The organism is Ruminococcus difficilis, assembly GCF_016680995.1.
In genome coordinates this window covers 1-13,649 of record NZ_JAEQMG010000035.1, presented here as the reverse complement: position 1 = coordinate 13,649, position 13,649 = coordinate 1, and the positions used below count along the sequence as shown (strand labels likewise).

Annotated in this window: 11 protein-coding genes and 1 rRNA gene; 3 read left to right on the top strand and 9 right to left on the bottom strand. The window is 51.6% G+C overall.

The genetic code is table 11. The annotated features are described in order from the left end of the window. Nucleotides 1–56: 56 nt before the first annotated feature. Genes JKK62_RS01805 through JKK62_RS01785 form a run of 5 tightly spaced genes read right to left on the bottom strand, consistent with a single transcriptional unit; the run spans nt 57 to nt 3,981 of the window. A complete protein-coding gene (locus JKK62_RS01805; protein WP_201426698.1) occupies nt 57–1,046 on the bottom strand; it encodes an alpha/beta hydrolase in 990 nt (329 codons plus the stop codon). A 40-nt stretch (nt 1,047–1,086) separates the two neighbouring features. After that, the gene (locus JKK62_RS01800; protein WP_201426697.1) at nt 1,087–1,782 is read right to left on the bottom strand and encodes a cyclophilin-like fold protein; all 696 of its coding nucleotides are present in this window, start codon (nt 1,780–1,782) and stop codon (nt 1,087–1,089) included. A gap of 16 nt (nt 1,783–1,798) precedes the next feature. After that, complete coding sequence (locus JKK62_RS17425) at nt 1,799–2,413, bottom strand: cyclophilin-like fold protein (RefSeq protein ID WP_243411721.1); 615 nt, start codon at nt 2,411–2,413, stop codon at nt 1,799–1,801. Then, entirely contained in the window at nt 2,349–2,993 is a 645-nt protein-coding gene (locus JKK62_RS01790) for a sugar O-acetyltransferase (RefSeq protein ID WP_201426696.1), read from the bottom strand. The genes JKK62_RS17425 and JKK62_RS01790 overlap by 65 nt, the downstream gene beginning before the upstream one ends. Before the next feature lies 1 nt (nt 2,994). Next, on the bottom strand, nt 2,995–3,981 hold the full coding sequence (locus tag JKK62_RS01785) for an alpha/beta hydrolase (protein WP_366502873.1): 987 nt from the start codon (nt 3,979–3,981) through the stop codon (nt 2,995–2,997). A 193-nt stretch (nt 3,982–4,174) separates the two neighbouring features. Here JKK62_RS01785 and JKK62_RS01780 point away from each other — a divergent pair, with 193 nt between their 5' ends. Then, nucleotides 4,175–5,038: a LysR family transcriptional regulator gene (locus tag JKK62_RS01780; RefSeq protein ID WP_201426694.1), complete on the top strand. Its 864-nt coding sequence runs from the start codon at nt 4,175–4,177 to the stop codon at nt 5,036–5,038. Nucleotides 5,039–5,155: 117 nt separating this feature from the next. Here JKK62_RS01780 and JKK62_RS01775 read toward each other — a convergent pair whose 3' ends face one another. Further along, complete coding sequence (locus JKK62_RS01775; protein ID WP_201426693.1) at nt 5,156–6,406, bottom strand: hypothetical protein; 1,251 nt, start codon at nt 6,404–6,406, stop codon at nt 5,156–5,158. 289 nt (nt 6,407–6,695) lie between these two features. Here JKK62_RS01775 and JKK62_RS01770 point away from each other — a divergent pair, with 289 nt between their 5' ends. Both JKK62_RS01770 and JKK62_RS01765 read left to right on the top strand, forming a co-directional pair. Further along, nucleotides 6,696–8,426 (top strand): PP2C family protein-serine/threonine phosphatase, encoded by a 1,731-nt coding sequence (locus JKK62_RS01770; protein WP_201426692.1) that lies wholly within the window; start codon nt 6,696–6,698, stop codon nt 8,424–8,426. Nucleotides 8,427–8,630: 204 nt separating this feature from the next. Then, nucleotides 8,631–9,959, top strand: coding sequence for a S1C family serine protease (locus tag JKK62_RS01765; RefSeq protein ID WP_201426691.1), 1,329 nt, complete (start codon nt 8,631–8,633; stop codon nt 9,957–9,959). A gap of 362 nt (nt 9,960–10,321) precedes the next feature. Here JKK62_RS01765 and JKK62_RS01760 read toward each other — a convergent pair whose 3' ends face one another. From JKK62_RS01760 to rrf, 3 genes are all read right to left on the bottom strand, one after another. Beyond that, nucleotides 10,322–11,002 (bottom strand): hypothetical protein, encoded by a 681-nt coding sequence (locus tag JKK62_RS01760; protein WP_201426690.1) that lies wholly within the window; start codon nt 11,000–11,002, stop codon nt 10,322–10,324. Nucleotides 11,003–11,195: 193 nt separating this feature from the next. Continuing rightward, nucleotides 11,196–13,268 carry a hypothetical protein gene (locus tag JKK62_RS01755; RefSeq protein WP_201426689.1) on the bottom strand — a complete coding sequence of 691 codons (2,073 nt, stop codon included), beginning with the start codon at nt 13,266–13,268 and terminating at the stop codon, nt 11,196–11,198. 263 nt (nt 13,269–13,531) lie between these two features. After that, a 5S ribosomal RNA gene (gene rrf, locus JKK62_RS01750) occupies nt 13,532–13,648 on the bottom strand. Nucleotide 13,649 lies beyond the last annotated feature (1 nt).

Below are 13,649 nucleotides of genomic sequence, written 5' to 3'. Positions count from 1 at the left end.
AACGAATACGAAAACTGCATTAATCGGCGATTACTCGGAATGACGATTCATAATTGTCAAAAAATCTTATGCAGGAAGTTGTAGAAGCACTGACGCCAGAAAGTTTCATCATGGCCGAAGCCCTCGACATAATCCGTCTGGTTTTTGACGCCCATGTCGTTGAGCTGATCGCGGTAATAGAGCGTGCAGTCGATGTTCCACGGATCCTCGGAACCGACCGTCATATAGAGATAATACGGCATATTCTCCGCTGTCGGCTGAGGGAATTTTTCAAAGACGGGAACATTCCAGAAAGTACCCTTATAATACTCGGTCGGGATCACGCCCGTATCGGGAGCAAACGCGCCGATATAGCCGAACTTATCGAGCCACTGAAAGCCCGTGCAAAGTGACTTTGCGCCGCCCTCAGACATGCCCGCGATCGCGGTATTCTCTCTTCCGGTCTTGACCGCATAGGTCTTTTCGATGAAGGGCATCAGATCGACCGCTGTTTCTTCGATCGCCTTGTCATAGATAAAACGGAGCTCCTCCTCCGACTTGCTCTCCTTATCCGCAAGCTTGTCAGTGTACATATCCATGCCGATGAGGATCTGCGGCACGGTCAAGCCGTCATGCAGCATATTGCCGTAGAGCAGCATCAGATAGGAATCCGTGTCGAGATGGGCGTTGTGATCGCCGCCAAAGCCGTGATACACATAGGTGACGGGATAGCTATTGCTCTCGTCATAGCCCGCGGGGAGCAGGACATTCACCTGCTTATTATCTCCGGCGACGGTCGAGTAATAGGTCACATCCTTTTGCAGGGTGCCGTAATCGACGCCGTCCCGCTTCTCAAACATATTGTCAGGGATATCATAGCGGTTTTCTTCGGCATAGGGATCATACGATTGATCGGCGGTATCGCGGGTCGCCATAGGTGCGGTCGTTTCGCTCGATGCCGTTGTGTTTTCGGTTTCATTTGCAGTCTTGTTTTGGTTGGAGCAAGCGGTCATCAGCATCATGCAGACCAGTAATAACGCCGCCGCTGTCATCATCAGTTTTTTCATGTTGTACCTCCTGTATGATAGGTTAGTTCAGGTGTTACTGTCAGTACGAAAGAGAGATCGTGATATCTCCGTTGGAAAGCAACGCGGTGAGTTCGTCCTGCGATTTGTCGGTGATGTGACCGAGGCGCGTGTACGCCCACGAGTTGGAGCCGTAGAACACGACGATCTGATCGCCCGAATAGAGTACGATATCGCCCGAATGGGTAGTTGTCTGTACATCGTTTCGCGGCAGGCTTGTACCGATGGAGCCGAACTGCTCAAAGCCGCCGTACATCGATAGAGGGATGGTCAGGATCAGATCACGGCAGTATTCCTTCAGCGCCGTGACAGCCTCGTTATCCTCCCACGCGACTGTGACCGGTGTACCGTCAATCGCCATCATCAATACCGGATCCTCCGTCTCAGTCGGCTGCTGTGCTTGTTCCTCGACAGGGAACCGACTGATTATCTCGGAGAGCCGACGCTGGATCAGCGTCACGTCAATCACGGACAACTCATCGTCACCGGAGACGATAGCTGCTTTTCTGTTTTCTTCCGAGATCAGCGGATTCACCCCGACTAAATGTCTTTGAATACGGGTAGCGTCAATGATCGTGATCTCACCGTCGCCGTCCGCGTCGCCATATAGGATCGTGTTTTGTGTTGATAGTGTTTCGTTGGACTCCGCATTGACGCCGACAAATAATACCGACAGCAGCATCATGACTGTTATGGTAATGGTGATCATCTTTTTCATCATCACACCTCCGCTGTTATACAAAACTGATCGCTATGGTTGTATCACCGTTGGCAAGTAACGCGGTGAGCTCCTCCTGCGATTTGTCGGTGATATGCCCGAGGCGCGTATATGCCCACGAGTTGGAGCCGTAGAACACGACGATCTGATCACCCGAATAGAGCATGATATCGCCCGACTGCGCGGTCGTCTGCACATCGTTCTGCGGCAGGCTCGTGCCGATGGAGCCGACCTGCTCAAAGCCGCCGTACATCGACATGGGGATGGTCAGGATCTGATCACGGCAGTATTCCTTGAGCGCCGTGACTGCCTCGTTATCCTCCCATGCGACCGCGACAGGGGTATCCCCTATCTTCATCTCGAGCACCTTTTCCGGCACAGCTTCCTCGACCTGCGGCGGCTGTGTTGCCGGCTGCGGCGCGGCGGTTGCGGGAGGCGCTTGTGTCGCGGGAGCCTGAGTTGCGGCAGCGGTTGCCGGTTGGGTGGGCGCCTCAGTCGCCGCGGTCGGCTGTTGGGTCGCGCTCACGGTGTCCTTAGTTGCCTCTGAGGGAGTGGCATCGTTCGCTTTACCGCACCCCGCCAAGGCTGCTATCATGATGACGCACAACAGTGCGCCGATTATCTTTTTCATATCGTTCACCCCGTGTTTCGATGGTTTTGATGAACTTAGCCGGTACGCCGCCGACTACGGTGTTCGGCCCGACGTCTTTATTGACGACCGCACCCGCCGCGATGACAGCGCCGTCGCCGATCGTGACCCCCGGCAGGATGGTCACATTCGCGCCGATCCATACCTTGCTACCGATCTTGACAGGCTTCGGGAGCAGATTCGCGCGCTTGTCGGGATCCATTTGATGGTTCAGTGTGGCGATCACGGTCTTGGGCCCGATCAAGGTACCGTCGCCGACGGTGATGCCGCCCTGATCCTGGAACTGACACCCTGTGTTGATGAACACATTTTTGCCGAGTGTGGTATTCTTGCCGCAATCCGTGTAGAACGGCGGGAACAGGTACGCGCCCTCGGGAAAGGGCTTTCCCGTCAGCTCTTCCATCAATACGCCGATCTCCTCGGGCGTATGATAGGCATTGTTCAGCTGTGCGGTGATCTTCATCGCCTCGTTGCTGAGCATCGTCATATGCAGATGGACATCACTGCCCGCCTGTACCTCGGCGCCGCTGTCCATGATCCTGATAAATTCCTCTGTATTCATCTTACATCTTCCCGAAGAATTCTTCCATCTTGTCAAAGGGGATGACGTCCACATTGTCGTACAGATCGGTGTGCACCGCGCCGGGAATGATCATCAGCTCTTTGTTGTCGGTATATTGGCTGTTCTTGGTCATATTCTCAAACGCGTCCTTGCCGAAATAGCAGGAATGTGCCTTCTCGCCGTGGATGACCAAAACAGCGGAGCGGATCTCGTTGCTGTATTGCAGGATCGGCTGGTTCATAAAGGACAGGCATCCGACGGTGTTCCAGCCCTCATTGGAATTGAGGGAGCGCTCATGATAGGCTCTGCCCTTGTAATACTCGCTGTAATCCTTGACGAAGAACGGCAGATCCTCGGGCACGGGCAGTTCGACGCAACCGCCGCCGCGGGAATATTCACCCTTTTTGTACTCGGCGGTTCTCAGGTTGTTCAGCGCGATCTTTTTCTCATAGCGCTGTGCTTCACTGTCCTCCGCGTCAAAATAACCGTTGGCGTTGACGCGGGTCATGTCATACATGGTGGACACTACCGTCGCCTTGATGCGCGTATCGAGCGCCGCGACGTTCATCGCCATACCGCCCCATCCGCAAATGCCGATGATACCGATGCGTTCGGGATCGACCTGATCGTGGCAGGATAGGAAATCGACTGCCGCCTGGAAATCCTCGGTGTTGATATCGGGCGAAGCCATGTATCTCGGCATACCGCCGCTCTCACCGGTGAAGGACGGATCGAACGCGATCGTCAGATAACCGCGCTGAGCCATCGTCTGGGCGTAAAGACCCGAGCACTGCTCCTTGACAGCGCCGAACGGACCGCATACCGCGATCGCGGGCAGCTTGCCCTCGGCGTTCTTCGGAATATACAGATCAGCCGCCAAGGTGATGCCGTAACGGTTGATAAAGGTCACCTTGCTGTGATCGACCTTGTCGCTCTGCGGGAAGGTCTTGTCCCATTCCTGTGTCAATTTTAACTCTGCGGTTTTCATCATAATGATCGCTCCTTTTCTTTTTGTTGTCCTTATTATAAGCCATAACAATACAAATAGCAAATACTTATATTAAATAGCTAACCATGCTTTACAAGCATAGTAAAATCATGTATAATGTTCTTATGATAATCATTTGTTGATACACCGGCTCAACAGAGCCTCGCAATAAAAAATGATATGAGGTGAATGGATGGAATTTCGTGTGTTACAATACTTTTTGGCGGTGACCAGAGAGGGCAATATCTCCGCGGCGGCACAATCGCTGCATCTCTCTCAGCCGTCATTATCGCGCCAGCTCAAGGAGCTGGAAGAGGAACTCGGCGTCACCCTGTTCCTCCGCGGCAGAAGGCGGATCGAACTGACCGAAGAAGGACTGATCCTGCGCAAGCGCGCGAGCGAGATGATGCAGCTGATGGAGCTGACCGAGAGCGAGATCAGTGAGGTCAAAAACGATATCTCCGGCAGTCTGAGCATCGGCGCGGGTGAATCACGCTCCATGCGGCGCGTCACGGCGGTGTTCAAGCATCTCAAGGATGAATACCCCAATATCAGGCTGAACGTCGTCAGCGGAGATACCGAGGATCTGCAGGATCGTCTTGACCGCGGGCTGCTCGACTTCGCGCTGATCTTCACCGATTTTGACAAAGAAACCTATCATTATCTGACCTTGGACGAAAAGGAGATCTTCGGCGTGATCATGCGCAAGGACTGTGATCTGGCAGAGAAAGAGGTGATCGCCATCAAGGACTTGTACCACAAACCTCTGATCGTCTCTCGCGCGAACGGATTACAGCTGTTCAACAGCGCACAGGTCAGGCATTTGCAAATCGCCGCCACCTACAACCTGCTTTACAACGCGTCCCTGATGGTGGAGGATGGCATCGGCTGCGCGATATCCTTCGATAAACTGGTGGACACCTCGGAAAGCTCACCGCTGTGTTTCAGACCCCTCTCCCCTGAGATCTCCGTGCGTCCGACGCTGATCTGGAAGCGGGATCAAAAGCTGTCGATCGTCTCTCAGCTATTCATCGACAGGCTGAGCAACAAGTTATAATGCAACAACTTTATTGCCGCGGAGCTATACATGCGTTTTCCGATCTCGCAAAGATTATTTTGAATAGAAAAAGAACTTGCCGTGTGACAAGTTCTTTTTTCTTTATGATATCATTGTTCAGTTACTTTTGAACGGCTCTATCCCCGCCATATGAAGCGGCTCCTTGCGGAACACTTCGTAGTTGATCCCGACGGAGGAAAGCTCCTTGAGGAAAAGCTCGATGAATCGATCCGCCTTGAAGGTCTGCGAGATCGACAATACAAAGTTGTGATTATTACAGAAGATCTCGCAGGAGATATCCGATACCCCCGGCTCCGCGATCGCATACACCGCGTCGATATAGGGATCGGTCGACCCAAAGGAACGGCTGTTGACGTAGGACACCGTAAAGCTCCAGCGCATACTTCCCGCGGACTTCGCGACCGCGCCCAACTTGACCTCCAGCGGGAGCTGACTCAGCTTTTCGTAAGTCAATTTCCTGTTCTTTACCGCCCAAAGAGCATTCTCCGGCTGTGCCTGCAGCATCATCTGACCGCGCGCTACCGTGCACGACTTCATCAGATCATCCAAGGATCTGTTCTTCGGAAAATCCAACTCAACGACATTCGCATACATACGATAGTTATCAAAAGAGCCTAACATCGCCTTGTAGTCGATCGCGACAGCTACGCTGACCGTCTTATCGTTTTCGGGCGCGTACTCTTTGGCGGCTCTCGCCAACAGCACCGCGATCATCGCGTTCGGGCTGCCGTCATAATCCCTGCAATAACAGATCAGCTCCGATTCCGCAATTTTGATACAATGGAGCTGCTGCTCGTTATCCTCTCCGTCATTGACCCGATAAAAATCCCCGATAGGCGATTTGGTGTACATCGGTAGCTTTGCCCCGTCAATATCCAGACCGGCAAAGGGATTGCCTGTCTCGGACTCCCGGATCACATCCCCCGGCAGGCGGATGCCGGCAGGATCAAGCGCGAGACCCGTCTTGCGGCACAGATAAAGATACACCGTACTCTTGATATACGGCATCACGCCCGCGCCGTCGGAGAGCGCGTGAGACATCTCCATCGCCATTCTCGATCCCTCATACTTCCATGCCGTCAAATGGTAATTGGACTGAGGCGAATTAAAGTTGATCGGATCCCATGTGTTGCGCACCGTCATGGGCAGCGGATTAGGCTCGGCGGACAGGTCGTTACCTTCGGCGACCGCCTTGACATAGAAATATGGAAAGCGTACACGAAGCTCCTCCACTACCTCCTGCAGGATCGTGCCGTCGATCGCATCCTTGAGCTCGACGACCACGCTCATGGTGTTGGGATGTTCGGGTGTACTCATGTACAGCATCGGATCATAGAATTCACTCATCTTTGGATCTCCTTTCTGTTTGTTTGATTATACCGTAATGATCGGCTATCGTCAAGGATATTATCGATATACGCCATCGAAAACACGGAGCTTAATTTCATGCCGATATTCAATCAGGCACTTATCTTTGATCTCCCGAAATAGCAGAAAAAACTGTTGCAAATATCCTATATTCCGTATATACTGGTTGAAGCAAATGTTTTTTGGCAAGCTGACGGAAAAGTATTCAAGTAAGACGAACAGCGAAAAAACGCACGATCGCCTTAAGTGACAGATACAGGAGGAAACTATGCCGAAAAAAACAATAAGAGAGATGAGTGATGCTGAGAGAAAGCGTCATTCTCTGGCGAGGAAAGCCTTCAGAAGTACAATCTTGGGCGCGCTTGTACTGGGGTTTGCCGCTTTGATCATCGGACTGGGGATATACACCTACACGCTGATACATCAATACATCACGGAAGCATTCAACCTCTCTAAAAGCGCCGTGGCGATCATGCACGAGATCGTCGACACCGAACCGCTGTCAAAGGATGTTCTCACAGCCTATCGCGAACAATCCGAATCCGAGCGAGAGCAACCGGGCACACCTGAATACCGCGAGCGCTTTGCTCACTTTACCGAACGCGAGGACTATCGATCGATCCACAGGATCCTCAGGGACTTAGCGAACGCGATCGAAGTCGACGCGCTGTATATGGCGATGTACGACCGCGAAACCAACGCGCTGGTATATATCGTAGATCAGGACGAAAATCCCGAAACCGTCGTCATGCCTTGCGAGTGGGATCCGGTCACCAAGGAGGGTTTGGAACACTTTCTTGACTGGGACGGAGAGGGCGAGCTCTATCTGATAGAAAACACGCCCAATTACGGATTGCTGTGCACAAGCGGTATGCCGATCAAAAACGCGGAAGGCGAAACCGTCGCGTTTATTCTCACCGACATATCATTCTCCAACGTTGTGAACGGCATGAGGGAATTTTTGATCCTTTATGTCACTTGTATGCTGCTTCTGATCATCCTCGTCGCTTTTCTGATGGCGCGACACACAAGGAAAACACAGGTGGAACCGATCAACAGCATTACCGAAGCGGCTGAAAACTATGTAAAGGATCGCCTCAACGGTGAAAAGGAGACCGAGCATTTCTCCAAGCTGAATATCAATACCCGCGATGAGATCGAGAATCTGAGCCTGATCATGGCGGATATGGAACACGATCTGAAGGATTATGAAGAACAGATCACCAAGATCACTGCCCATAAACAGCAGATGCTCGCCGAGATGACGCTCGCTACAAAAATACAGAATAATATGCTGCCGAAAACCTTCCCGGCATTTCCCGAGCGGAGGGATTTTGACATTTATGCTTCTATGGATCCCGCAAGGGACGTCGGAGGCGACTTCTACGACTATTTCCTGATCGACGACGATCACCTCTGTGTGACGATCGCCGATGTTTCCGGCAAAGGGATCCCCGCGGCACTGTTTATGATGGCGTCTAAGATCATTCTGGCTAACAGCGCCAAGCTGGGCAAATCCCCCGCGCAGATCCTGACCAACGCCAACGCCACGATCCGCGCCAACAACCAGGAGGATATGTTTATAACGGTATGGCTGGGGATTCTCGAGCTTTCCACCGGCAAGCTGACAGCCGCCAACGCGGGGCACGAATTACCCGCGCTGATGCAGAACAGGAGAGGATTCAGGCTGTTTAAAGACAGTCACGGCTTTGTCCTCGGCGGCATGGATGGTATACAGTATAAGGAATATGAGATCCGGATGAGACCGGGCGCGAAACTATTCCTCTACACAGACGGCGTTCCCGAGGCGACCGACGCCAACGGAGAGTTATTCGGCACAAAACGTATGGTTGCCGCGCTCAACAGCGATCCCTCTGCCTCTCCCGAGCAGATATTGAATCATGTTCGCGCCGCTGTTGATGACTTTGTCAAGGACGCAGAGCAGTTCGACGACTTAACGATGCTATGCATCGAATACAAGGGCGATCGCTCCGAATGATACGATCTAACTACACTCATAATCCATAAAGAAACCATATAGCACACGAGCAGAAGGCACCTGTTATGAGCCTTCTGCTCGTTCATATTTTATTGATTTTTATTTCAAAAAGCGTTAATGTTTCTATCATTAACTGTTCACGTGGAGGGGATAGACTATGGTTGTACAAAAGAAAAGTACAAATAATCCCGAGGAGGAATCACCATGTATAATCACTATTACGACTCATATGACACAAACCCCGAAAACAGAAAAACAGAAGCGACCGGATCTCAGCCGGAAAACAAACAGGAGGTATTCCGGTGGCACTCCTACTATGCGCCGCAGCATACCCCTCACGCAGCGCCTGTGAACGGCTCATCCGCTCCCGAGCCCAAGGTCAAAAAGCAGAAAGGCAGGATGTCGACCGGCGCTGTTGCCGCGCTGCTTGTATTATGCGTCCTGCTCTCAGGCGCCGCGGGCTTCGGCGGCAGCTACCTGTTCTCTCGGATGAATGCGTCATCCGGCGATTCGGCGATCCAGATCAACAAAGCGAATGTCGACAACGTCGTGAAAACATCCGCGGAACAGACAGAAAAAAGTACGAACGAGATCGTCAGCGAGGTCGCCGATTCGGTGGTCGAGATCACCGTTGAGGTCGTGCAGACAGATATGTTCTACGGTGAACAGACAGCTGAGGGCGCAGGCTCCGGCGTGATCATCAGCGAAGACGGCTATATCCTCACCAACAACCATGTCGCGGGCGACGCGTCCAAGATCACCGTAACGCTCCGTTCCGGCGAGAGCTATGACGCTAAGCTGTTCGGCGCCGACGCTGATCTGGACATTGCTCTGATCAAGATCGACGCAAGCGGTCTTTGCGCGGCTCCCGTAGGCGATTCATCCACCGTCAGCGCGGGCGACAAGTCCGTCATCATCGGCAATCCGCTGGGAACCTTGGGCGGCTCCGTAACGGAAGGTATCATCTCCGCTGTAGACCGTGAGCTCGAGATCGACGGCAGGACCATGCACCTGATACAGACGGACGCGGCGGTTAATCCCGGCAACTCCGGAGGCGGTATGTTTAACAGTCAAGGTGAGTTGGTCGGTATCGTGGTCGCGAAATCAGCCGGCGATTCAACCGGCAGCACGATCGATAACATCGGCTTCGTTATCCCGATCAACAACGCGCTGGATATCCTCGGCGACCTCAAGCAGTACGGCTATGTACGCGGCAAAGCGTATACCGGCATGGCTTACAGCGAAGGCAGCAGCGGCGGCATGTACGCACAGTATTTCGGCTACGGCGGCACATCGGACGGCGTATATATCGCCTCGATCAAGTCCGGCTCCAACGCGGCAAAGGCTGGATTCAGCGTAGGCGATCGCGTTATCTCTGTGGACGGCAACGCCGTGAATACCATCAGCGATCTCAAGAAGATCATCACCGATCATTCCGTAGGCGATACCGTCAGCTTTGAGCTCGAGCGCAGCGGTCGCACCGGCACTATCGAACTCACGCTTGAGGAATATGTCCCGACCGCCTCGGCATGATATACTTTGATCAAGACATCATCTCCTTACGATTTTCATAAAGATTTTCCCTTTCAACAGCAGGCAGTCTGCATCACGCAGGCTGCCTGCTTGTTATACCGGTTCATCGATTCACTCGCTGATAATGATATGCGGATAATTGCTTGATCGCTCTGTCAGAAAAACGGTACCGGCTATGTCGACTGTATGATCAGCCCCGATCTCAACGGAAAAAGCAATACAATTCAAAAACCACCGGCTACACGAAATCGAAATAGTCGGTGGTTTTAATTTGGTGATGCTTGTTCGGCAGTCGTCAGACTGCGATGCAAAATCCCCGAAAGTGTTCAGGATGATGCTGTTTTCATGTCGATGCCGGTCGCCTATATTACCAGATCGACCTCATCCTCGCTATCATCGGAATAGATATAATTGCCCTTTCTCTCCTCTAATACCGGTTGAGGCTCCGGGAACTGAAAGCTGAACGCCGTTCCCGCAAAGCCGACCAAATACAGCGCTCTGCTGGCCAGCGTGAGCTTCAGGCTCAGCTCGATATTCGCGTGATATTTGAGCAACAGCACACAATCCATCACAAAGCACACGACAAACAGGACAATCACAACGGACATCAGAACGGTCTCCCGTTTGAGAAGCGTATTTTTCGCCAAATTAGCTCTGGGCATCAGATATCCGAAAATCAGCAACAGCGTGCCGAGCTGGGACAAAAAATAGATTGCGCCATCTAAAACAGACGAAGTATTGCCAAGGCTCAGCATATTGAATATCACGGGCAGGTTGATCAGCTTGACGACAAACAACAGCAGCAGTCCGACCACCATCAACACCGCATGGACAGCCCAGCATCTCTCGTTATGAAATATCGCGAGGATCGACGCGACGGTGATCAACACATATATTCCGATACCGATCAGTCTGCCGACCCTGCTTTGTTCTATGTGGATCGCCAAATACACCTGATAGGCGGTGAACAGCACAAATGACAGCGCGACGATCAGCCTGACCACGATTTGGAATACTTTGTTCTGTAAAAATGATTCTTGCATAAGTTACACTCCTTGATGCAGGTATTCAATAATAAGCGATAGCTAATACTGCATTCTGATTGATAGTTGTAAGAATCGGTGTTTCGCCCGAGGTAATGATGATCCTCCGCGTCAAGCCGTGTGATGTTCACGGTCGCACGCTCATATGCTTCTTTGTTCAGTCATTGATATCCTTTCAGGCATGGTCAGGACGTCAAGCAAAACTTGTATATACGATCAACTTATCTTCCGCTTGCAACGAAACATCGATCTCGGACAGATCGCCGCTGAAAATGACGGTTTCACCGCCGGCCTTTACATAGCCGAGAACCAGTGCGGGACGGTGCTGATCCGAGGCAACAGACGCTTCAAACACGGCGCGTACCAGGTCGTAAGCCGTACACGCGGGAGGGATCTCACGGAAGAAGGACGAGACCTTTTTCAGCTGCGGCTTTCTGCTTTGACCGTTCGGCTGATCCGCCGAATAACGCAGCAAGCCCTTATAGAAGTCATAGATCGACTCCTTCTCCCCCATTTGTGTGATGATATTGCCCGTAAAGCGGTTGCTGATCACCGCTTCGACATGACGGTAGCCCTTAACGATATCATAATGACCCGGATCGGTGATCTCAACGATCGTTTTCACCCTGTTTTCATCATAAGAGGGATTTTTTCGAAGTGTTTCACGGATGAAGTCCTGAATATAGACCAGATACATCAAGGCTGAGGAGTCGGCGTTTTCATCAAGCTCCGTGTCATCGGAGAGGATCAGGATGCTCGTTTCCTCCGGTACGTTGAACAGCAGGCGATCCAAAATTTCAATGGTCTTATCGATATGATACATATCCAGTTCGGCAACCTCTTCCACAAAAGGATAGCGTTTGTATTGATCCATCCGCTTGAGGCTGTCGGCTTCATCGATCACGGTGACCTTCAAGTCGGTTTTCCGATCGGCGCTCTGACATGACAGGTAGGCTTCGTAACAGCTCATGATCTCTTCGATCTTGCTGTTGTGCCCTATCATGATCACGCGTTTACAGTCACTCTGCGGGGGGTTCAGCGCAACCGTACAGCCCGGGTTTTCGCGCTTACACGTTTTGCTGATATCCTTTTGTGTATCCGCCGCAAAACAGAACCAGCTCTCGCCGTTATGGGTGAGCAGGGTGAGCGGTACGGCGTTTTCATGGGTTGCGAGATACTCCCGCATATAGCCGATCTCATCCTCCGTTTGCACATGCTCGGTATAGAATGCCGCTCCCTTGTTGGAGAACAGATCGTCGTATACATACGTCAGCTCCGGCGTGATGGATAACTGAGCCAACAGCTGACCGAGGAATTCTTCTACGTAAAACATCACGATATTGCAGTTCTCGCCGAGATCTTTGGCGTTGATGATCCGCTGAACGATATCATACGTCCACGGATCGGTGATCTCGACGATGATATTCTGATGATGCGCGGCATTGCCTGCCGACACGATATCCGCTGCCTGCATCAGAGCCTTGACAGCCTGAGGATTGCCCTCCTCCGACCGGTTGCCGTCCTCGTCAACTGAATCCGAAGGATCGTTGCACAGGATCATGACAGCCTTCGCCAAATCGATCCTGATATCCTTGAGCTGTGTTTGAGAGAAGATATTGCCTTCGATGACGATAAAGGTCACGTTGCTGCCGAGCTTGTTGTTTCTGAGATACTGCCAGCGAGCAAAAAAGCTCATGGCGTCAGCTTTTTTATAGACAGCCTCATTCTCTTTTTCGATCGTCAGACGGAGTCTGTCCTCGATATCCTTTTTGATCTCATCACTGCCCGATTCAACCAGCGCCACAACAGTTTCCTTGTTATCGCTGTATAGCAGATCGGTGACGATCTCGGACGCCCGCGCGTTCCAATTCAGGATGACAGTGTGATCGGACAAATAAAGCCGCGTATTGCCCGCGCTCGCTTTTTCGATAAAATCATTGACGATATTGGTCAGATAACCGATCACCGCTCCGGTGAAGGTGATCATGCCGATGATGATGACCGCCAGACAGGTCAGGGTCAGCGCGACGCCCGTGGTGCCGATATCCTTGATGACAGCCTCGATACAGCCCGCGTCAAGGATCATCGTCACCGTATAATAGGCGGCGTGGAAGAAATTCATCTGCTCGGTCCCCTGCAAGGAAAGAGAACTGATTATAGCGGCGGATGCAGCAATAAACAGCACGTTGAACAGGATGATCAAAACCAAAACCACACGTTTCGGATGCTTGGCGACCTGAATACTCAGCCATTCTCTGATTTTCATGATACAAACCTCCTACAATGATCGCTGATAATCAAAGAGATAATTCAAGGATTATTGTACATCCTAACATCAAAAAATTCAAGTAATCATCTGTATTTCTTTGTGATCACGTATTTTGTATCTTCGTTAATTGTAATTAAAAAGCCCGCTAAAAGCGGACTGTTGCAATATCAACAGACTGTTGATATTGAAAATCTATATTGGCTCCCACGGTTGCGCCTTACCAAAGCCGAAATTAAAAGAAAAAGAATCTCATTATCAGGTGTTGGCATCTTCCTATTTTCACACTCCGTCGCCAGAGCACTATCTTCGGCACTACAGGGCTTAACTTCCGTGTTCGGGATGGGAACGGGTGGACCCCCTGCGTCATCAACACCAACT